The sequence below is a fragment of the Paenibacillus sp. FSL H7-0943 genome, assembly GCF_037963265.1.
Lineage (GTDB): Bacteria > Bacillota > Bacilli > Paenibacillales > Paenibacillaceae > Paenibacillus_AQ > Paenibacillus_AQ odorifer.
In genome coordinates this window covers 13,707-34,165 of sequence record NZ_CP150148.1, presented here as the reverse complement: position 1 = coordinate 34,165, position 20,459 = coordinate 13,707, and the positions used below count along the sequence as shown (strand labels likewise).

At 47.9% G+C, this 20,459-nt stretch carries 13 protein-coding genes and 5 rRNA genes; 1 reads left to right on the top strand and 17 read right to left on the bottom strand.

From position 1 onward, the window contains the following. Window positions 1-30: 30 nt before the first annotated feature. The 4 genes from NSQ55_RS00140 to NSQ55_RS00125 all read right to left on the bottom strand — a co-directional run bounded on the left by NSQ55_RS00140 (window position 31) and on the right by NSQ55_RS00125 (window position 3,061). Entirely contained in the window at window positions 31-360 is a 330-nt protein-coding gene (locus NSQ55_RS00140) for a cyclic-di-AMP receptor (protein ID WP_036678844.1), read from the bottom strand. 126 nt (window positions 361-486) lie between these two features. After that, complete coding sequence (gene tmk, locus NSQ55_RS00135) at window positions 487-1,128, bottom strand: dTMP kinase (protein ID WP_036678846.1); 642 nt, start codon at window positions 1,126-1,128, stop codon at window positions 487-489. Beyond that, complete coding sequence (locus NSQ55_RS00130; RefSeq protein WP_339170663.1) at window positions 1,129-2,667, bottom strand: aminotransferase class I/II-fold pyridoxal phosphate-dependent enzyme; 1,539 nt, start codon at window positions 2,665-2,667, stop codon at window positions 1,129-1,131. A 208-nt stretch (window positions 2,668-2,875) separates the two neighbouring features. Then, complete coding sequence (locus tag NSQ55_RS00125; protein ID WP_036678851.1) at window positions 2,876-3,061, bottom strand: sigma factor G inhibitor Gin; 186 nt, start codon at window positions 3,059-3,061, stop codon at window positions 2,876-2,878. Between the two features lie 209 nt (window positions 3,062-3,270). On the opposite strand from NSQ55_RS00125, the gene NSQ55_RS00120 reads away from it, so the two are divergent. Next, window positions 3,271-3,795 carry a hypothetical protein gene (locus tag NSQ55_RS00120; RefSeq protein WP_076194944.1) on the top strand — a complete coding sequence of 175 codons (525 nt, stop codon included), beginning with the start codon at window positions 3,271-3,273 and terminating at the stop codon, window positions 3,793-3,795. 63 nt (window positions 3,796-3,858) lie between these two features. On the opposite strand, the gene NSQ55_RS00115 is transcribed toward NSQ55_RS00120, so the two are convergent. From NSQ55_RS00115 to NSQ55_RS00055, 13 genes are all read right to left on the bottom strand, one after another. Next, window positions 3,859-4,272, bottom strand: a complete 414-nt coding sequence (locus NSQ55_RS00115; protein WP_036678856.1) for a hypothetical protein — start codon at window positions 4,270-4,272, stop codon at window positions 3,859-3,861. A 258-nt stretch (window positions 4,273-4,530) separates the two neighbouring features. After that, window positions 4,531-4,647, bottom strand: a 5S ribosomal RNA gene (gene rrf / locus NSQ55_RS00110). 127 nt (window positions 4,648-4,774) lie between these two features. Beyond that, window positions 4,775-7,700 (bottom strand): 23S ribosomal RNA (locus NSQ55_RS00105). A gap of 232 nt (window positions 7,701-7,932) precedes the next feature. Continuing rightward, window positions 7,933-9,490, bottom strand: a 16S ribosomal RNA gene (locus tag NSQ55_RS00100). Together the 16S, 23S and 5S rRNA genes form the textbook arrangement of a ribosomal RNA operon. A 422-nt stretch (window positions 9,491-9,912) precedes the next feature. Next, window positions 9,913-11,064, bottom strand: coding sequence for an amidohydrolase family protein (locus NSQ55_RS00095; RefSeq protein ID WP_076130922.1), 1,152 nt, complete (start codon window positions 11,062-11,064; stop codon window positions 9,913-9,915). Window positions 11,065-11,066: 2 nt separating this feature from the next. Next, window positions 11,067-12,125 (bottom strand): aminotransferase class V-fold PLP-dependent enzyme, encoded by a 1,059-nt coding sequence (locus NSQ55_RS00090; RefSeq protein ID WP_076195264.1) that lies wholly within the window; start codon window positions 12,123-12,125, stop codon window positions 11,067-11,069. A gap of 21 nt (window positions 12,126-12,146) precedes the next feature. Continuing rightward, window positions 12,147-12,896 carry an ATP-binding cassette domain-containing protein gene (locus NSQ55_RS00085; RefSeq protein ID WP_248549756.1) on the bottom strand — a complete coding sequence of 250 codons (750 nt, stop codon included), beginning with the start codon at window positions 12,894-12,896 and terminating at the stop codon, window positions 12,147-12,149. Next, window positions 12,887-13,651, bottom strand: a complete 765-nt coding sequence (locus NSQ55_RS00080) for an ABC transporter ATP-binding protein (RefSeq protein ID WP_280753846.1) — start codon at window positions 13,649-13,651, stop codon at window positions 12,887-12,889. The genes NSQ55_RS00085 and NSQ55_RS00080 overlap by 10 nt, the downstream gene beginning before the upstream one ends. Next, window positions 13,651-14,517 carry an ABC transporter permease gene (locus NSQ55_RS00075; protein ID WP_139330225.1) on the bottom strand — a complete coding sequence of 289 codons (867 nt, stop codon included), beginning with the start codon at window positions 14,515-14,517 and terminating at the stop codon, window positions 13,651-13,653. The genes NSQ55_RS00080 and NSQ55_RS00075 overlap by 1 nt, the downstream gene beginning before the upstream one ends. Next, window positions 14,514-15,503, bottom strand: coding sequence for an ABC transporter permease (locus tag NSQ55_RS00070; protein ID WP_339170653.1), 990 nt, complete (start codon window positions 15,501-15,503; stop codon window positions 14,514-14,516). Before NSQ55_RS00070 ends, NSQ55_RS00075 begins: the two co-directional genes overlap by 4 nt. Next, window positions 15,500-17,116, bottom strand: a complete 1,617-nt coding sequence (locus tag NSQ55_RS00065; protein WP_339170651.1) for an ABC transporter substrate-binding protein — start codon at window positions 17,114-17,116, stop codon at window positions 15,500-15,502. The genes NSQ55_RS00070 and NSQ55_RS00065 overlap by 4 nt, the downstream gene beginning before the upstream one ends. A gap of 154 nt (window positions 17,117-17,270) precedes the next feature. Further along, window positions 17,271-17,387, bottom strand: a 5S ribosomal RNA gene (gene rrf / locus NSQ55_RS00060). A 128-nt stretch (window positions 17,388-17,515) separates the two neighbouring features. Further along, window positions 17,516-20,441 (bottom strand): 23S ribosomal RNA (locus NSQ55_RS00055). Window positions 20,442-20,459: the final 18 nt, after the last annotated feature.

The following is a 20,459-nucleotide window of genomic DNA, read 5'->3' as shown; positions in this document are numbered from 1 at the left end:
TTGTAAATGACTTGCTCATTTATATTATACTTAATAATGTTCGAAACGATCTACAGGAAGCACGAATACAGTAGCGCCACCGACCTGTACTTCAACAGGGAGCGGTAAATAGGAATCCGTCGTGCCACTCATCGGAGTTACTGGAGTGACTAGTTGTTCACGCACTTTACAGCTGTTACGGATAACGTTCAATACAGCTTCGATCTGACTGTCTTCTACCCCAATCATAAATGTCGTATTTCCCGCCCGCAGAAATCCACCTGTACTTGCGAGTTTGGTAGCACGGAAATTGGCTTTTACTAGCTCACTGGATAACCGGTTACTGTCTTTATCCTGGATAATTGCAATGATCAACTTCATCTTCGCATTCCCTCCCAAAAAAGTTTTATGGAGTATTACTACTTAATGTGTTCTTAGTAGTAACCTCACTTCATAAGCAAACGCTTAGTTATATGCCACTTCTCTTATTATATTAGACAAAACACCCTAAAAACCCTTTAATACTCTCTCTTCAAGAGTTCTCACAATATCTTGTTCTACCAGATGAATAGGGCGGTTTGCATCAAGAACTACTATTCTCTCCGGATTCGCCTTAATTAATAAATGATAACCTTCACGAACCTTCTGATGAAAGGCAAGACTCTCCATATCCAGACGATTGACTTCGCGATCTTGATTAGCCGCAATCCGTGATAATCCAATCTCAGGGTCTACATCCAGATAAAAGGTTAGATCCGGCATGCGATTTCCAATAGCAAAGCGGTTAATACTCCACACCTCTTCCATACCTAATCCTCTTGCATGTCCTTGATAAACGAGACTACTGTCTACAAAGCGGTCACAGAGGACTGTAAGCCCTTCTCTAAGAGCCGGCTCTACTACTTCAGCGAGATGTTGGCTTCTTGATGCAGCGTACAGCAATGCCTCTGTACGTGCATCCATTGCAGTATGGGCAGGATCCAGAATAATAGAGCGAATTTTTTCGGCGATTTCTATGCCTCCAGGTTCACGTGTAATTCGATAGGGCATGGACCGATTCTGCAAATATGCTGCTACTCTGCCCAGTACCGTTGTTTTTCCGGAGCCTTCGCCCCCTTCTAATGTTATGAAGAAACCTTCTTTGCCCACTTATACTTCTCCGCCCTTCTGAATGTTGTATACCTTAATACGCTGCAAGACCGGATCAGCACAAGCCTGGAACTTCGCGCCTCCATAAGCTAAACCAGTCAGTCTTTGCTGTATCTGATCTGTGATGACCTCACCCGGATATAATAATGGAATGCCTGGTGGATAGGGAATTACCATTTCTGCAGCTACTCTCCCCACGCTGTGTTCAAGATTAATACTTTCTACCTCATTGGCTGACACCGGCTTCAAAGAGAAGGGAACGGGTACCGAGATTTGTAAAACATTCAAATTGTTCCACGTGGAAATATTTTGAGATTCTAAAATGCCAGCGGTGTGCGGTGATTCGGATGTAACCTCCGAATCTATTTCCCGCAGCGCCTGCAATAACCTTGCTGCATCTTCAGCCTTCGAACCGAGGCTGAACAGCAGCACTACGTGCCGGGCGTCACTCATCTCCGGCACACAGCCCTTAGCTTCGAGCCTGCGCTGCAGCTCGATACCGCCTAGGACCCCGGTGGCGTCATAAATGACGACTTTGAAGGGGTCCTGCGTCTCGTACGCCGCCTTATGCAGCGGCGTGCCGTCGTGCAGCGGCTCTGCCGGCTGCACCAATCCATAGCGCAGCAGCTCGGCAAGGCCGCGCCGCAGGACATCCACGGCGGCCAGCCCCGCCGTGAATGCATCGCTGCCCCGGCTGTGCAGCAGCCGCCGGGCAAGATCAAGCGACGCCATCATAGGATATGATGGGCTGGAGCTCTGCACCATGGCGAGCCGCTGCGAGAGCAGGGCGCGGTCGAGCCGCTGCCCTTGAACATGCAGCATAGCGCCCATGGTCATCGCAGTGAGCATCTTGTGCGTGGACTGCACTACGCCGTCCGCGCCACAAGCAAGCGCCCCGGCAGGCAGTGCCGGGTGCTGCCCGTAATGCGCCCCATGCGCTTCATCGACAAGCAGCGGTACACCGCTGTCGTGGCAAATACGCGCGAGGGGCGCAAGGTCACTGCCCATGCCGTAGTAATTGGGCATGGTGACAAATACAGCGGCGGCTTCCGGATAGGCTGCAAGTGCAGCCTCAACAGCTTCTGCCGCCGGCGCTACTGCCAAGCCGCTGAGTGGATCAATTAGCGGCTCGACGAAAACAGCCCTCACTCCAGCTAACATAAGACCATGAATCACTGATTTATGCACATTTCGTTGAAGAATCAGAATCATTCCTGGCTCGGGGCAAGCCGTTAGAATCAGCGCCAGGTTACCCGCCGTACTTCCGCCAACTAGAAAAAAACTCTCCTCTGCTCCAAAGCAATCCGCAGCCAACTCCTGTGCTTCCTTAATGACTCCCTCAGGATGATGAAGATCATCCGTACCGGTAATCTCCGTAACATCGTACTTCATGACCTCATCTAGAAACCCAGCGCCTTCTACGCCGTCATATGCCGCTCCATTTTTATGTCCCGGCACATGATAAGATATATTACCCACAATTCTATATTGCTCCAGCATTTCGTATACAGGTGCCCTACATCGTTGTAATTTATTCATATTAAATTCCTTCCCATAGGGTTCCTTCTATTTTAACGTAAATATTCAGAAACTCCTATGTTTCCTCATAAAAGCATCTGACTGAACAGCAAAACGGCTCCCCCCGCTTAAACAACGAGGAAGCCGTATATGAATATCTCTAATGCAGCCCTTATATCTTTCATCCAGACTGCTCTCTTATCCGCATCAATTAACAGAGTTACTCTACTTAAGCGTTCTTTTGCAATCCGATCTTCTTCATCTGGCCAATAAAAAAACGGTACTTAGCATCTTCTGCCTCGGTACGGATCATTTCTGCCTCACAATCCTCACAAATAAAATGCGAGACAATCACAATACCTTCTTCTTTTTCCTGCCCACAAATGATACAAGCTTGCCCGGTTTGCTGTTCCATAACCATCCCACCTTGACTCTTTTAAGAACAGTATGATACACCTTCTATCATTTTAAACCTTTTCATAGTTTTTTCATATCCTTCGTTTCGTGTATTATATATATTCCGCTGCCCCTATATCGGTGAATATTCGCCCATAGTTTAATAAAATGCTTTCATTCGCCGATATTAAGAACATATGAATCTGTGAGGAGGTTAGTCTATTTTATATGGAACCCAACACCAAAGGCGCTGCTACATTCTATCAATATAAATTAATCAAAAAAATTAATCTAACGGCACCTCTGCTGCGTGTTTATATTTTGCTCCCTCTTTTGGTCCTTGTGCTCGAGACAGTCTTTCTTTCTTGGTGGAGTATTCTCTACTTAATTATAGCTGCTCCGGTTATGTTCTGGGTTCAATATGTTATTTCACGCTCAGTACTTCTAATCTCCGGGCATCCTATTTCAAAAAGATGGTCCATCTCATTTAAAATCCCGTGGCTTGGCTTCATGCCAGATCAACACATTAGTTACCGCATTTTCCGTAAAGTACAGTTACATAATTTTTATATTGGTCTTTGTATTGCAGCTCTCTTTATTTTTTGGTCACCACCGGCATTTACAGTATCCCTGATTATTTGCCACTTGTGGCTTTTACTGCCCCGTCTCTATACACTGTTCAAAATAAATCAACGCAACAAGGAAGGCATGCTGAAGTTTAATCCATCCGATGCCTCCTATTACTCTCAATAGAGTACAGTTAACCTGTGTTCGCATATAAATAAATAATCGCCATCCATAAAGGACGGCGATTATTTATTTTGTCTTAAGACCTTTAATTAAGGCCTTCTTTTCTTTAGGAATCATAACTATAAAATAATCATCATGCACTGTTAAATGAACCGTTACTCCATCCTTCTGAAAAACACCAGATGAATCGGTATTCTCCTCTTCCTGTTCAACCCATCCCCAGGCCTTAATAGTATCCATATACTCCTCTGGGATGCCGTTCTTCTCCTTTAATCCAGGTAAAGAATAACGCACATAATCCATAGCAACGTTTGTCGTAGTCTGGTCTGGTGAGTACGCCTCTTGGGGCACAGGGAAATTTTTCTCGTTTAGCGCACCCTCAAAAGCATCCCAGCTGGGCGCTTTCGTACCGCAGCCTGCCAGTATTAAAGCTACTATACACGAAAAAATTAATATCTTAATAATTCTTGTTTGTTTCATGCCTTAAATCCTCCTTACCTCCACAATGCATCTAAAGACACAAGAAAATTCAAAGTTAGAATTTATGAGTAGTTCCTTCGTATTAGAGATGTTGCTTATTATTTGCACTTATCTATTATACTTGTATCGACCTCAGCGTCGGTAACAAAAATGTCACTCAATTACAGCCCCTTCAGATGTTGTACTCCCCTTCAAATAACACTCTTGTCCAAAAAAAACAAAAAAGCCACTGCTGATAAATCAACAATGGCTTAATGTGCTTGGCAACGTCCTACTCTCCCAGGACCCTTCGGTCCAAGTACCATCGGCGCTGGAGGGCTTAACGGTCGTGTTCGGGATGGGTACGCGTGGAACCCCTCCGCTATCGCCACCAAACATGCATCTGTGAAACAGACGCTGCCGCGTGAAATTCAGTTCATCACAGAAGTGACAATGAATTTCTAAGCGTGTTACAGGCTTGATGCCTGAAAACTGAATCCGAAACGAATCTGCATTCTACGTATAGGATAAGCCCTCGACCGATTAGTATTGGTCAGCTCCATGCATTGCTGCACTTCCACCTCCAACCTATCTACCTCGTCGTCTTCAAGGGGTCTTACTAATTGGGAAATCTCATCTTGAGGGGGGCTTCACGCTTAGATGCTTTCAGCGCTTATCCCGTCCGTACGTAGCTACCCAGCCATGCTCCTGGCGGAACAACTGGTGCACCAGCGGTACGTCCATCCCGGTCCTCTCGTACTAAGGACAGCTCCTCTCAAATTTCCTGCGCCCACGACAGATAGGGACCGAACTGTCTCACGACGTTCTGAACCCAGCTCGCGTACCGCTTTAATGGGCGAACAGCCCAACCCTTGGGACCTACTTCAGCCCCAGGATGCGATGAGCCGACATCGAGGTGCCAAACCTCCCCGTCGATGTGGACTCTTGGGGGAGATAAGCCTGTTATCCCCAGGGTAGCTTTTATCCGTTGAGCGATGGCCCTTCCATGCGGTACCACCGGATCACTAAGTCCGACTTTCGTCCCTGCTCGACTTGTAGGTCTCGCAGTCAAGCTCCCTTATGCCTTTGCACTCTGCGAATGATTTCCAACCATTCTGAGGGAACCTTGGAACGCCTCCGTTACTCTTTAGGAGGCGACCGCCCCAGTCAAACTGCCCGCCTGACACGGTCCCCGTACCCGATAAGGGTACTAGGTTAGAACCTAGATACGATCAGGGTGGTATCCCAACGGCGCCTCCACCGAAGCTTGCGCTCCGATTTCTACGGCTCCCACCTATCCTGTACAGATCGTACCCAAATTCAATATCAAGCTGCAGTAAAGCTCCATGGGGTCTTTCCGTCTTGTCGCGGGTAACCTGCATCTTCACAGGTATTAAAATTTCACCGGATCTCTCGTTGAGACAGCGCCCAAGTCGTTACGCCATTCGTGCGGGTCAGAATTTACCTGACAAGGAATTTCGCTACCTTAGGACCGTTATAGTTACGGCCGCCGTTTACTGGGGCTTCGGTTCATAGCTTCGGGTTACCCCTAACCACTCCCCTTAACCTTCCAGCACCGGGCAGGCGTCAGCCCGTATACTTCGCCTTGCGGCTTCGCACAGACCTGTGTTTTTGCTAAACAGTCGCTTGGGCCTTTTCACTGCGGCCCCCTCGTGCTATTCACACTACCGGGGCACCCCTTCTCCCGAAGTTACGGGGTCATTTTGCCGAGTTCCTTAACGAGAGTTCTTCCGCGCGCCTTAGAATTCTCTTCTCGCCTACCTGTGTCGGTTTGCGGTACGGGCACCTTCTCCTGGCTAGAGGCTTTTCTTGGCAGTGTGAGATCATGACCTTCGCTACTACAATTTTCGCTCCCCATCACAGCCCAGCCTTAATGATGTGCGGATTTGCCTACACATCAGCCTCACTGCTTAGACGGACATCCATCAGTCCGCGTCACTACCCTCCTGCGTCACCCCATCGCTCATAGCGGATTACGGTGGTACAGTAATTTCAAACTGTTGTCCTTCGACTACGCCTTTCGGCCTCGCCTTAGGTCCCGACTTACCCTGAGCGGACGAGCCTTCCTCAGGAAACCTTGGGCTTTCGGCGGATCAGATTCTCACTGATCTTTTCGTTACTCATACCGGCATTCTCACTTGTGTAGTGTCCAGCGCTCTTTTCAGTACACCTTCAACCCCTACACAACGCTCCCCTACCCCAGATGCAAAGCATCTAGCCATAGCTTCGGTGGTGTGTTTAGCCCCGTTACATTTTCGGCGCAGAGTCACTCGACCAGTGAGCTATTACGCACTCTTTCAATGGTGGCTGCTTCTAAGCCAACATCCTGGTTGTCTGTGCAACTCCACATCCTTTCCCACTTAACACACACTTGGGGACCTTAGCTGATGGTCTGGGCTGTTTCCCTTTTGACAATGGATCTTAGCACTCACTGTCTGACTCCCGGCAATAAGTATATGGCATTCGGAGTTTGACTGAGCTTGGTAATCCTTGCGGACCCCGCACCCAATCAGTGCTCTACCTCCACTACTCTTATACCGAGGCTAGCCCTAAAGCTATTTCGGGGAGAACCAGCTATCTCCGAGTTCGATTGGAATTTCTCCGCTACCCCCACCTCATCCCCGCACTTTTCAACGTACGTGGGTTCGGGCCTCCAGTGCGTGTTACCGCACCTTCACCCTGGACAGGGGTAGATCACACGGTTTCGGGTCTACGTCCACATACTAATTCGCCCTATTCAGACTCGCTTTCGCTGCGGCTCCACCTTCTCGGCTTAACCTTGCATGTTAAACGTAACTCGCCGGTTCATTCTACAAAAGGCACGCCATCACCCATTAATAGGGCTCTGACTTTTTGTAAGCACACGGTTTCAGGTTCTATTTCACTCCCCTTCCGGGGTGCTTTTCACCTTTCCCTCACGGTACTGTTTCACTATCGGTCGCCAGGTAGTATTTAGCCTTAGCAGATGGTCCTGCTGGATTCATACGGGGTTTCACGTGCCCCGCACTACTCGGGATCCGTCTCGGAGAGAATACAGTTTAGGTTACAGGGCTTTTACCTCTATCGCGGGCCTTTCCAGACCTCTTCACCTACCATATTCCTTTGTAACTCCATGTGAGACGTCCCACAACCCCTAAGAGCAAGCTCTTAGGTTTAGGCTGTTCCGCGTTCGCTCGCCGCTACTGACGGAATCACTATTGTTTTCTCTTCCTCAGGGTACTTAGATGTTTCAGTTCCCCTGGTCTGCCTCTACATTTCCTATGTATTCAGAAATGAGTAACTGCGAATTACCACAGCTGGGTTTCCCCATTCGGACACCCCCGGATCAAAGCTTGCTTACAGCTCCCCGAGGCAGTTTCGTTGTTCGCCACGTCCTTCGTCGGCTCCTGGCGCCTAGGCATCCTCCGTGTGCTCTTATTAGCTTAACCTTGATTCTTCCGAAGAAAAATCTCACTAATAACATTTACTTGTTTACACAAGTTGCTAAAAGATGTTCTAAAACGCAAATTCGTTTCGGTATCCAGTTTTCAAGGATCAAGTCTTACTTGAGAGCTTAAACTCTCAAAACTGAGCAACGAGTGAGTAACAGGCCTAAACCTGAGTTTTGGAAGCTTAGCTTCCGATTTGAATGTTCTCATTGCAGAGAACGATTCTCCATAGAAAGGAGGTGATCCAGCCGCACCTTCCGATACGGCTACCTTGTTACGACTTCACCCCAATCATCTACCCCACCTTCGGCGGCTGGCTCCCTTGCGGGTTACCCCACCGACTTCGGGTGTTGTAAACTCTCGTGGTGTGACGGGCGGTGTGTACAAGACCCGGGAACGTATTCACCGCGGCATGCTGATCCGCGATTACTAGCAATTCCGACTTCATGCAGGCGAGTTGCAGCCTGCAATCCGAACTGAGACCGGCTTTGATGGGATTGGCTCCACCTCGCGGCTTCGCTTCCCGTTGTACCGGCCATTGTAGTACGTGTGTAGCCCAGGTCATAAGGGGCATGATGATTTGACGTCATCCCCACCTTCCTCCGGTTTGTCACCGGCAGTCACTCTAGAGTGCCCAACATTACTTGCTGGCAACTAAAGTTAAGGGTTGCGCTCGTTGCGGGACTTAACCCAACATCTCACGACACGAGCTGACGACAACCATGCACCACCTGTCTCCTCTGTCCCGAAGGCCGCTGCTATCTCTAGCAGATTCAGAGGGATGTCAAGACCTGGTAAGGTTCTTCGCGTTGCTTCGAATTAAACCACATACTCCACTGCTTGTGCGGGTCCCCGTCAATTCCTTTGAGTTTCAGTCTTGCGACCGTACTCCCCAGGCGGAGTGCTTACTGTGTTAACTTCGGCACCAAGGGTATCGAAACCCCTAACACCTAGCACTCATCGTTTACGGCGTGGACTACCAGGGTATCTAATCCTGTTTGCTCCCCACGCTTTCGCGCCTCAGCGTCAGTTACAGCCCAGAAAGTCGCCTTCGCCACTGGTGTTCCTCCACATATCTACGCATTTCACCGCTACACGTGGAATTCCACTTTCCTCTTCTGTACTCAAGCCACCCAGTTTCCAGTGCGACCTCAGGTTGAGCCCAAGGTTTAAACACCAGACTTAAATAGCCGCCTGCGCGCGCTTTACGCCCAATAATTCCGGACAACGCTTGCCCCCTACGTATTACCGCGGCTGCTGGCACGTAGTTAGCCGGGGCTTTCTTCTCAGGTACCGTCACTCCGGTAGCAGTTACTCTACCGGACGTTCTTCCCTGGCAACAGAGCTTTACGATCCGAAAACCTTCATCACTCACGCGGCGTTGCTCCGTCAGGCTTTCGCCCATTGCGGAAGATTCCCTACTGCTGCCTCCCGTAGGAGTCTGGGCCGTGTCTCAGTCCCAGTGTGGCCGTTCACCCTCTCAGGTCGGCTACGCATCGTCGCCTTGGTGGGCCGTTACCCCACCAACTAGCTAATGCGCCGCAGGCCCATCCCTCAGTGACAGATTGCTCCGTCTTTCATTCTTCTCTCAGGAGAAAAAAGAAATTATCCGGTATTAGCTACCGTTTCCGGTAGTTATCCCAGTCTGAAGGGCAGGTTGCCTACGTGTTACTCACCCGTCCGCCGCTAAGTTATTTTGAAAGCAAGCTTTCAAAATAACTCCGCTCGACTTGCATGTATTAGGCACGCCGCCAGCGTTCGTCCTGAGCCAGGATCAAACTCTCCAATTAGTATTGAAAAGAGCGATATGCTCATTTTGAAACATCTGACGAGAAAATTAATTCTCTAATTTTGGATTTCACTTACGTGATTTCCTACTCACTCGTTGTTCAGTTTTCAAAGATCAAGTTCTCGTTGGCGCCGTTTAATGTCTCAGCAGCAACTCTTATACTATATCATGTTCGGCTATTTAATGTCAAGCTCTTTTTTAACTTCTTTTTCGAGCTCGGCATGTGTACTTCTTGGCCGGACTTAGAATATATCATGTATGGAGATACATTGCAAGAGTTTTTTTATATAAAATCAAAAGCATAAAACATCATCTATGTATTATTGTATTATAATAACTACCCCCTTATCATCTAATTATCTAGAAAGTAAAAAAACAACTGCAGAAGATAACAGTTGTTTTTTAGAAGAAGCTTAGACGATTCTAGATTAATTCCGCTTCCTTCGCTCCAGTAATTACGGCAATGATATTGCTTCGAAGTGCCTCCGCATTGTGCGCTTCATATGGATCCACTTTGAAAACAACAGCATCTGCAATAAAACCTTCTGCAATTTGTCCCAGCTCGTTACCGCTCCCCAGAATATCAGCAGCACTTTTAGTCGCAGCCTGCCAAGCTTCTCTCCGAGTTAAGCCATAATCAATCAATGTATCCAGTTCTTGAAGGTTATAGCCATGTAGTGCAGGTGTGGCATAATCTGTACCGAATCCAATACGAACGCCTTCTCTTTTTGCATAATGAATGGCCTTGGAATGACATTCGGCAGCGCGGGCAGCTCGGTCGCAAATGATCGGGTTCAACGCTAGAACGCCTTTTGGGTCTGCAGCAATACGATAAATTGATGTGGTGGGTACAAACGCTACCCTCGAGTTAGCAAGTCTTCCTGCCTGATCCTCAGTTAGAAACATCCCATGCTCTATTGATTCCACGCCGGCCTGGATGGACCAGTCTATCGTCACTCCGCCCCAGGTATGAACCAGTACCTTCTTATCATGGGCATGTGCATTACGAACAATGAACGAGAACTCTTCTTCGGAAAAGATCGGGTCAACGACTTTCTCGGTAGGTGCTCCAAGCCCGCCTGTGGCCATGATTTTTATCCAACCCGCTCCTGTAGCAAAGATTTCCGCCATGCGTTGTTCTAAATGCTTGAGACCACGGGCATCTGCTGCTCCAATCATATCGCTACTGGTCTGCACTCTTAATGGATGCTGATATTGCTGGACAAGATGCTGCACTGTGCTCGGCAGAATCCCACCTGCATCACGGGCAGTCGTTACACCCGTTCTAAGAGTAGCTTCAAAAGCTTGTGCCTGCATAATTTCGATCTGGTTGGCATCGCGCTTCAATTGATCAGAGTGGTCAAAATCTGTCCAAGCTAAATGCGTATGAAGATCAATAATACCCGGACTTAGCCACAGATCTGTTCCTGCAAGATTTGACTCTACTTGATGCGGATCCGCTTCAGTAATGGATGAAAAACGACCATCCTTTATCACGACATCAAAACGTCTGCCTTCGATACCTGCTATAAAAATGTCATTGAACGTTTGCAGTTCTGGATGCTTATGAATCATCTTCATTCCCCCCATGCCAGCCGAACAGCTGCTAATGCCTGAACAGGGTCTTGTTTCAACAATTCGGCAAGCGTGGATATAGCTTTCTCCACACTTTGCCGCTCAGCATTCGTTCCAAAATGGTTGATCCGTAGAAGATGGCCAAATAATTCTCCGTCTCCGGGAGCCACAATGCCTATAGGCTGCTCAATCCGCAACTCTTGCTTTCCAGAAATCCGCACCGTTGTAGTCAGCGTAGAATAATGTCTGCTGTCCTTTTGCCAAGGCTCAAGCCCCAAGGATTTAATACCAGCTACAGCAGCTGCTGCGGCTCGCTCATGGCGTTTGATTACTTGATCCAATCCTTCTTCTTCAATTCGTGTCAAAGCTTGAGTCAAGGCTCTAGCCTCCAGCGTAGGAATGTTTGGGGCAACCCGCAATGGCGCGGCGTCTCCCAGTGATGGTTTCAGATCCAGCAAGGATAAAATAGAATTGCGTGGAGCATTTTCATTCGACTCAAGAAATTCCCAGCCACGTGGAGAAATACTTACGGCACTAACACCGTTGGGTCCAGCTAAGGCTTTTTGCGCACCTATAACTGCAAAATCAACGGACCATTCATCCACCAGCAGGGCCTCTCCCCCAACCGCAGATACGGAGTCAGACACAGTAATAAGATTGAATTCTTTTGCAATTTCAAATATTTCTTTAGCAGGATTAGAGCCTCCAGTAACCACTTCAGCTTGAACAAAAGAAAGGGCACAAGGTTTAAACTCCTTAATCGCAGAAGCAACTTGGTCGCTAGTGACCACTTCATCAAAAGGAACCTTTACTTCAACAACCGTTGCTCCACCCCGCTCAAGCCATTTTCCAAATAAACTTCCATAAGGACCTGTTACTATATTTACAATGGTTCGACCAGGTGCAGCTATTCCGGCGGCTACCGCCTCGATTCCAAGGATTGCCTCAGCCGGAATGATAACTGGAGGGTGCTCAGTAAACAAGACTTTGGAAATTAAATGTGTTAGCTTATTGTACTCAGCCAGTGAAAGTGGCACGTATCCTTTATGTTCTCGGTTCATAAAAAAACCTCCTGATGTACTTTATTTTGGCATTTTCGGAACCGCCGACAACAGCTCATAACTGTATTCATGTTTAGGACGGATGAAGAATTGGTCCCGCGGACTCTGCTCCACGAGCTTTCCTTGCCGCATAACTGCTACCGTATCGCTAATTGCATTGATTACTCCTAGATCATGAGAAATAAAAAGCATGGTGAGATTAAGCTCAGCCTTCAGCGTATTGAACAGTTCGAGCACACTAAGCTGCACAGATACATCCAACGCACTTGTAGGTTCATCCGCGATCAGGATGTTTGGCTCAACACTTAATGCACGAGCGATCGCTATTCGTTGACGCTGGCCGCCGGAAAATTCATGTGGGAATTTGTCTAACGCCTTTTGTTCTAAATGAACTTGATTCAAAAGCTCTTTGCATCTTTGTTCAACATCTGTACGCCCCACTATTTTATGAAACAATAAGGGCTCGGAAAGAATTTGCCTAATCGAATGTTTAGGATTTAGCGAAGCATCTGGATTTTGGAATATCATCTGGATTGTTTTGTGCTGCTCACGGCTTCTTTTCTTTTTTAATTCTTGGGTTCCCAACAGAATCTGTCCCTCATTTGGGGCAATCAGTCCAGCAATTACTCGCGCCAGCGTAGATTTCCCTGATCCGGATTCTCCAACAAGCCCAAGGGTGGTGTGCTGCTCAAGATTCAGATTGATATGATCCAGTGCAGTAAAGCCGCCATAATGAACAGTTAAATCTTTTATTTGTAAGGCTAATTCCATGAGTCTCTACTCCCTTCAAGCTCTGGCAAAGGAAGCACCGAATCAATCAGCATCTGTGTGTAAGGGTCTTTCGGATTTCGCAAAATATCAAGGGTATTGCCCTGCTCAACAATCTGTCCCTGTTTCATTACACATAGCCGTGAACACAAGTTTGCTGCAATCGCTAGGTTATGCGTAACAAATACCATGGCAAAACTGAGCTCATGCTGGAGGCTCGTGATCGTCTCAATAATTTGCCGTTGAACCGTGACGTCAAGTGCCGTTGTCGGCTCATCACAGAGAAGTATGCCTGGCTTGCACGCCAGTGCCAGAGCGATGACTACCCGTTGACACTGACCGCCTGACAGCTGACTCGGATACCGGTCCTTTTTCTTCAATGAATCGGGGAGACCAAGCCTTTCGAGCAGTTCCAGTGCAATTACCCGCGAAGTCTTACGGCTTACTCTCTGTCTGTAATACACAACTTCAGCCAGTTGTTTGACAACCGTACAGAGCGGATCAAGCGCACCTCTTGGATCTTGAAATACCATCGCACTGCTTACGTCACTTTTAATGGTGCCACCAGTCTGTTCAACACCATTTGGAAGCAAGCCTAAAATTGCACGCAGTGTAAGCGATTTTCCTGATCCCGATTCACCTACTAATCCCAGACTCTCCCCTTTACCCAGCGAAAAACTAACATTATTGACCAATCTCTCATTTGACTTAGCTGCCAGCGATAGCGCCTCTATTTCTAAAATGGGTTGTATAGACATTATTTTTTCCTCCATATGTCTGCCAAACCATCACCTAGGAGCGACAAAGCTATCCCCGTATACACCACTGCAAATCCCGGAACGGCCGAGAGCCACCAAGCTGTAGTGATGAAGGGCTGTCCATCTGAAATCATTGTCCCCCAGTCAGGAGTTGGCGGTGTAATGCCGATACCAAGATACCCGAGCGTAACAATGGCAACAAGCAATCCAATCATATCTGTCATAAGGACGACCACGGCTTGCGGAAGTACATTCGGCAGGAGATGACGCAAAATAATTTTCACTCCTGGTAGCCCTAAGGTTTGAGCGGACGCCACCCATTCCTGATTACGAAAAGAAGCACTAAGACCTCTCACGACACGGGCAAAGACAATCCATCCTACAAAAATAAAAGTAATATAAATGCCTCGTTCTCCTGCTCCACTTGCAAAAGCCACGATAATAACGATCAGATAAAAAGGAAAGGCGATGAATGTATCTGACAACAGCGTAATAACTGTATCGATCCATTTGCCGTAATATCCTGCCAGCATTCCTAGAAATACACCTGTGCAAAAGGGAATGATTTCTGCCAAGACCATGATTTTCAAATCAGTCCTCGCTGCATAAACCAGTCTGGTAAACAGATCACGCCCTAATTGATCAGTTCCCAACCAATGCTCGGCTGACGGAGGCTGTAAAAAGGCACTCAAATTTTGCTCAGAGGGGTCATAAGGACTTATATAAGGTATAAACACAGTCAAGAGAATAAGAGCTGCAAACATAATAATTCCCACTAGAAGTGATGGGGTATTCCATATTCGCTTTAAGCCGCTTGTTATCTTACCGTCTTCATACAATCGCGAGTCTAGTCTTATAGTTTTCATTGTTTTCCTTTCGTTCTGGGATCAAGCCACCAGGAAATGATTTCAATCAAGAGACTGATGATCACAACAGATAGCGCACAGTAAAGTGCTATTCCTTGAATAACCGGAAAGTCCCGTTTCGAAATTGAAGTGAACAATAAGCTGCCAATTCCCTTAATTCCAAATACCTGCTCAACGACCAAGGTGCCTCCGATTAAATAAGAAATATTCACACCCAGCAGCATTAACGTAGGAAGAGCAGAGTTGCGCAGCACATGTTTAAATAAAATAACCCTGTTTGGTATGCCCGCAGCCTTAAGGGTGACTACAAAATCCGATTCTAACACTTCAAGCATCTGCGCTCTTAATGAACGAACAAGCGTAGGAACCTGTGAAAAAGCAACAGTGATTGCTGGAAGTGCAAGACTATGCAAGGTTCCGACCCACCCTTCACTTACTCCCCCAACAGGGAACCAGCCAAGCCGGACACTAAAGAGCAAAATTAAAAGTAAGCCAACCCAGAAGATTGGCATACCTAGAGTAATTGTAGGAAAAATACGTATCAAATGGTCCAGCAGTTTATCCTTATGCGTAGCGGCTACCATAGCGAGCAGAAGGGATACAAAAATCGCCAACACACAAGCCATCACGATGAGCAGCAAAGTAACAGGGGCCCGTTGTGTAATCAACTCTCTTGTTGATGTCCCCATAATAATGGAGTTTCCAGTATCTCCTTGAGTAAACAGCGTCTTCACAAATCGGATGAATTGCTCCCATAAAGGGAGGTCCAGCCCAAGAGTATGATGCATACTCTTGAGCGCCTCAGGGGTACTGTATTCTCCCAAAATCATTTTTGCTGGATCTCCCGGCACGATTCGTATGATGAAAAAGACCGCTATCATTACGCAGAAGATCACTGCTAATGCTTTTATAAGAGATATCACAAGCCAGTTGTAAGAACCCTTGCTTCCTTTCGGTTGATTTAACACCTGCTTAAGATTCATCATAGGCTGATGCGGACATCTTCGAAACGGGCACTGCCGTTTGGTAGAACAACGAGACCGTCAACTGAAGAACGAATACCTTTTAAAACATCTGGATAGTAAAGCGGAATATAAGGAACTTCATCAGCAAGGGTCTGCAGCAGCTTAGTATAGATTTGTGCACGTTCATCGCCATCCGCAGTTTTTTGTCCCTCATATAGAAGCTTCGTTACTTCATCATTTGTATAATGCGTCCAATATGATTTGCTGAAGCCTTCCGGATCGGTCTGGAAAGCAATAATTGAGTTCGCTTCAGGGGAATCCGCTTGGCCACTGTTCAGCATTGCCGCAAAATCATATGCGAAGAAACGTTCACGGAAAGTGGCAAGTTCAATCGATTCAATCTCAATCTTAATCCCAATCGTTTGGCCCGCTGCCTGAATAATTTGTGCCTCTTGAGCTCTTGTGCTATTACCGGATGCTACAAGTAATTTGGTAGTGAAGCCATTAGGGAAGGCAGATTTGGCAAGCTCCTCCTTGGCTGCTTCGATATTAAAGTTCAGTGCTTTGATTGTATCATTTGCGTTATAAGGAATCGTTGTTGGCAGCAATGAGTTTGCTGTTTGTGCATAACCAAAGGTTAGCGCCTTGGTCAAGCCCTCACGATCAAGCGCTAGCGCCAGAGCGCGACGGACATGCACATCAGAAAAATGTTCATCCAACGTATTAAAGAACAATTGCTCTGTCACCCAACTACCGTTAGTAACTACTTTAGTGTCAGCCCCATCTTTAATCTCATTGGCATTTTGCAGGGCCAAAGATTCAATAGCATTAACTTCTCCAGCCTTCAGCTGGTTAATCGCTTGGCTGTCATCTTCAATCAGCTTATAAACGAGCTTATCAATATAGGGTTTACCTTCTTGCCAGTAGAATGTATTCTTAGTGAAGGTCAGATCACCTGCAGTGTCCCATGTTTCAACAACAAAAGGTCCCGTACCGATTGGTTTCTTGAAGAATTCTTCTTCGGATACTCCGCCGAAATTGTTAGGAAGGATACCATTTGAGAAATTAGATAGCTCCGAGATAAATGGTGTATAAGGCTCTTTAAGTGTAATAACAAGCGTTTTGTTATCTTGCGCTTTGATTGTGTCGACCTTTGCGGATATTGCCAGCGGGCCGCCTACCTTCAAGTGCCGCTCAAGAGAGAATACAGCATCTTCTGCAGTCACATCCGTGCCGTTTGAAAACTTCAAACCATCACGAAGCTCGAATGTATACGTCAGACCATCTTCACTGATATTATGTGACTTAGCAAGCCAATCTACAATTTCACCTTTGCTGTCAAAAGCGACTAATGATTCAAAGACTTTGTCGATTGCAAAAGCATTGTTGGACGTAATCTGATTATGCAAATCCAGCGAAGTTACAGAAGCAGGTCGTCCATAGACGAAAGTCCCTCCCGTTGCAGGTTCTGCAGTTTGAGGACTTTGAGTTGCCGGACTCGCACTTTCCTGTGCCTCTTTATTTGAATCAGCCTTATTATTAGACCCCGAGCACCCTGCAATTAACATCAATAGCAAAACTGCTATTGCCCCCAACAGAATCGGTTTCTTAATAGATACACTAAAGTACGACATAATTCGCTCCCCCTATAATTCTTATATGTTTAGTATGAATTGTATTATGGGTTAAACACTGTAGTCTGTCAAACATAATTTAATTTGCAACAATCCTAAAGTAAATATACATAACAAAAAGACCACTGTCGATTACTCAACAGTGGTCTTGCGTGCTTGGCAACGTCCTACTCTCCCAGGACCCTTCGGTCCAAGTACCATCGGCGCTGGAGGGCTTAACGGTCGTGTTCGGGATGGGTACGCGTGGAACCCCTCCGCTATCGCCACCAAACATGCGTCTGTGAAACAGACGCTGCCGCGTGAAATTCGGTTCATCACCAGAAGTGACAATGAATTTCTAAGCGTGTTACAGGCTTGATGCCTGAAAACTGAATCCGAAACGAATTTGCATCCTACGTATAGGATAAGCCCTCGACCGATTAGTATTGGTCAGCTCCATGCATTGCTGCACTTCCACCTCCAACCTATCTACCTCGTCGTCTTCAAGGGGTCTTACTAATTGGGAAATCTCATCTTGAGGGGGGCTTCACGCTTAGATGCTTTCAGCGCTTATCCCGTCCGTACGTAGCTACCCAGCCATGCTCCTGGCGGAACAACTGGTGCACCAGCGGTACGTCCATCCCGGTCCTCTCGTACTAAGGACAGCTCCTCTCAAATTTCCTGCGCCCACGACAGATAGGGACCGAACTGTCTCACGACGTTCTGAACCCAGCTCGCGTACCGCTTTAATGGGCGAACAGCCCAACCCTTGGGACCTACTTCAGCCCCAGGATGCGATGAGCCGACATCGAGGTGCCAAACCTCCCCGTCGATGTGGACTCTTGGGGGAGATAAGCCTGTTATCCCCAGGGTAGCTTTTATCCGTTGAGCGATGGCCCTTCCATGCGGTACCACCGGATCACTAAGTCCGACTTTCGTCCCTGCTCGACTTGTAGGTCTCGCAGTCAAGCTCCCTTATGCCTTTGCACTCTGCGAATGATTTCCAACCATTCTGAGGGAACCTTGGAACGCCTCCGTTACTCTTTAGGAGGCGACCGCCCCAGTCAAACTGCCCGCCTGACACGGTCCCCGTACCCGGTAAGGGCACTAGGTTAGAACCTAGATACGATCAGGGTGGTATCCCAACGGCGCCTCCACCGAAGCTTGCGCTCCGATTTCTACGGCTCCCACCTATCCTGTACAGATCGTACCCAAATTCAATATCAAGCTGCAGTAAAGCTCCATGGGGTCTTTCCGTCTTGTCGCGGGTAACCTGCATCTTCACAGGTATTAAAATTTCACCGGATCTCTCGTTGAGACAGCGCCCAAGTCGTTACGCCATTCGTGCGGGTCAGAATTTACCTGACAAGGAATTTCGCTACCTTAGGACCGTTATAGTTACGGCCGCCGTTTACTGGGGCTTCGGTTCATAGCTTCGGGTTACCCCTAACCACTCCCCTTAACCTTCCAGCACCGGGCAGGCGTCAGCCCGTATACTTCGCCTTGCGGCTTCGCACAGACCTGTGTTTTTGCTAAACAGTCGCTTGGGCCTTTTCACTGCGGCCCCCTCGTGCTATTCACACTACCGGGGCACCCCTTCTCCCGAAGTTACGGGGTCATTTTGCCGAGTTCCTTAACGAGAGTTCTTCCGCGCGCCTTAGAATTCTCTTCTCGCCTACCTGTGTCGGTTTGCGGTACGGGCACCTTCTCCTGGCTAGAGGCTTTTCTTGGCAGTGTGAGATCATGACCTTCGCTACTACAATTTTCGCTCCCCATCACAGCCCAGCCTTAACGATGTGCGGATTTGCCTACACATCAGCCTCACTGCTTAGACGGACATCCATCAGTCCGCGTCACTACCCTCCTGCGTCACCCCATCGCTCATAGCGGATTACGGTGGTACAGTAATTTCAAACTGTTGTCCTTCGACTACGCCTTTCGGCCTCGCCTTAGGTCCCGACTTACCCTGAGCGGACGAGCCTTCCTCAGGAAACCTTGGGCTTTCGGCGGATCAGATTCTCACTGATCTTTTCGTTACTCATACCGGCATTCTCACTTGTGTAGTGTCCAGCGCTCTTTTCAGTACACCTTCAACCCCTACACAACGCTCCCCTACCCCAGATGCAAAGCATCTAGCCATAGCTTCGGTGGTGTGTTTAGCCCCGTTACATTTTCGGCGCAGAGTCACTCGACCAGTGAGCTATTACGCACTCTTTCAATGGTGGCTGCTTCTAAGCCAACATCCTGGTTGTCTGTGCAACTCCACATCCTTTCCCACTTAACACACACTTGGGGACCTTAGCTGATGGTCTGGGCTGTTTCCCTTTTGACAATGGATCTTAGCACTCACTGTCTGACTCCCGGCAATAAGTATATGGCATTCGGAGTTTGACTGAGCTTGGTAATCCTTGCGGACCCCGCACCCAATCAGTGCTCTACCTCCACTACTCTTATACCGAGGCTAGCCCTAAAGCTATTTCGGGGAGAACCAGCTATCTCCGAGTTCGATTGGAATTTCTCCGCTACCCCCACCTCATCCCCGCACTTTTCAACGTACGTGGGTTCGGGCCTCCAGTGCGTGTTACCGCACCTTCACCCTGGACAGGGGTAGATCACACGGTTTCGGGTCTACGTCCACATACTAATTCGCCCTATTCAGACTCGCTTTCGCTGCGGCTCCACCTTCTCGGCTTAACCTTGCATGTTAAACGTAACTCGCCGGTTCATTCTACAAAAGGCACGCCATCACCCATTAATAGGGCTCTGACTTTTTGTAAGCACACGGTTTCAGGTTCTATTTCACTCCCCTTCCGGGGTGCTTTTCACCTTTCCCTCACGGTACTGTTTCACTATCGGTCGCCAGGTAGTATTTAGCCTTAGCAGATGGTCCTGCTGGATTCATACGGGGTTTCACGTGCCCCGCACTACTCGGGATCCGTCTCGGAGAGAACACAGTTTAGGCTACAGGGCTTTTACCTCTATCGCGGGCCTTTCCAGACCTCTTCACCTACCATATTCCTTTGTAACTCCATGTGAGACGTCCCACAACCCCTAAGAGCAAGCTCTTAGGTTTAGGCTGTTCCGCGTTCGCTCGCCGCTACTGACGGAATCACTATTGTTTTCTCTTCCTCAGGGTACTTAGATGTTTCAGTTCCCCTGGTCTGCCTCTACATTTCCTATGTATTCAGAAATGAGTAACTGCGAATTACCACAGCTGGGTTTCCCCATTCGGACACCCCCGGATCAAAGCTTGCTTACAGCTCCCCGAGGCAGTTTCGTTGTTCGCCACGTCCTTCGTCGGCTCCTGGCGCCTAGGCATCCTCCGTGTGCTCTTATTAGCTTAACCTTGATTCTTCCGAAGAAA

What these genes read in the sequence shown, in the direction of transcription:
- NSQ55_RS00130 (WP_339170663.1), bottom strand. Translation starts at nt 2,667, where the DNA reads ATGAATAAATTACAACGATGTAGGGCACCTGTATACGAAATGCTGGAG.
- NSQ55_RS00075 (WP_139330225.1), bottom strand. Translation starts at nt 14,517, where the DNA reads ATGAAAACTATAAGACTAGACTCGCGATTGTATGAAGACGGTAAGATA.
- NSQ55_RS00095 (WP_076130922.1), bottom strand. Translation starts at nt 11,064, where the DNA reads ATGATTCATAAGCATCCAGAACTGCAAACGTTCAATGACATTTTTATA.
- NSQ55_RS00085 (WP_248549756.1), bottom strand. Translation starts at nt 12,896, where the DNA reads ATGGAATTAGCCTTACAAATAAAAGATTTAACTGTTCATTATGGCGGC.
- NSQ55_RS00115 (WP_036678856.1), bottom strand. Translation starts at nt 4,272, where the DNA reads ATGAAACAAACAAGAATTATTAAGATATTAATTTTTTCGTGTATAGTA.
- NSQ55_RS00070 (WP_339170653.1), bottom strand. Translation starts at nt 15,503, where the DNA reads ATGATGAATCTTAAGCAGGTGTTAAATCAACCGAAAGGAAGCAAGGGT.
- NSQ55_RS00080 (WP_280753846.1), bottom strand. Translation starts at nt 13,651, where the DNA reads ATGTCTATACAACCCATTTTAGAAATAGAGGCGCTATCGCTGGCAGCT.
- NSQ55_RS00065 (WP_339170651.1), bottom strand. Translation starts at nt 17,116, where the DNA reads ATGTCGTACTTTAGTGTATCTATTAAGAAACCGATTCTGTTGGGGGCA.
- NSQ55_RS00125 (WP_036678851.1), bottom strand. Translation starts at nt 3,061, where the DNA reads ATGGAACAGCAAACCGGGCAAGCTTGTATCATTTGTGGGCAGGAAAAA.
- NSQ55_RS00090 (WP_076195264.1), bottom strand. Translation starts at nt 12,125, where the DNA reads ATGAACCGAGAACATAAAGGATACGTGCCACTTTCACTGGCTGAGTAC.
- NSQ55_RS00120 (WP_076194944.1), top strand. Translation starts at nt 3,271, where the DNA reads ATGGAACCCAACACCAAAGGCGCTGCTACATTCTATCAATATAAATTA.
- NSQ55_RS00140 (WP_036678844.1), bottom strand. Translation starts at nt 360, where the DNA reads ATGAAGTTGATCATTGCAATTATCCAGGATAAAGACAGTAACCGGTTA.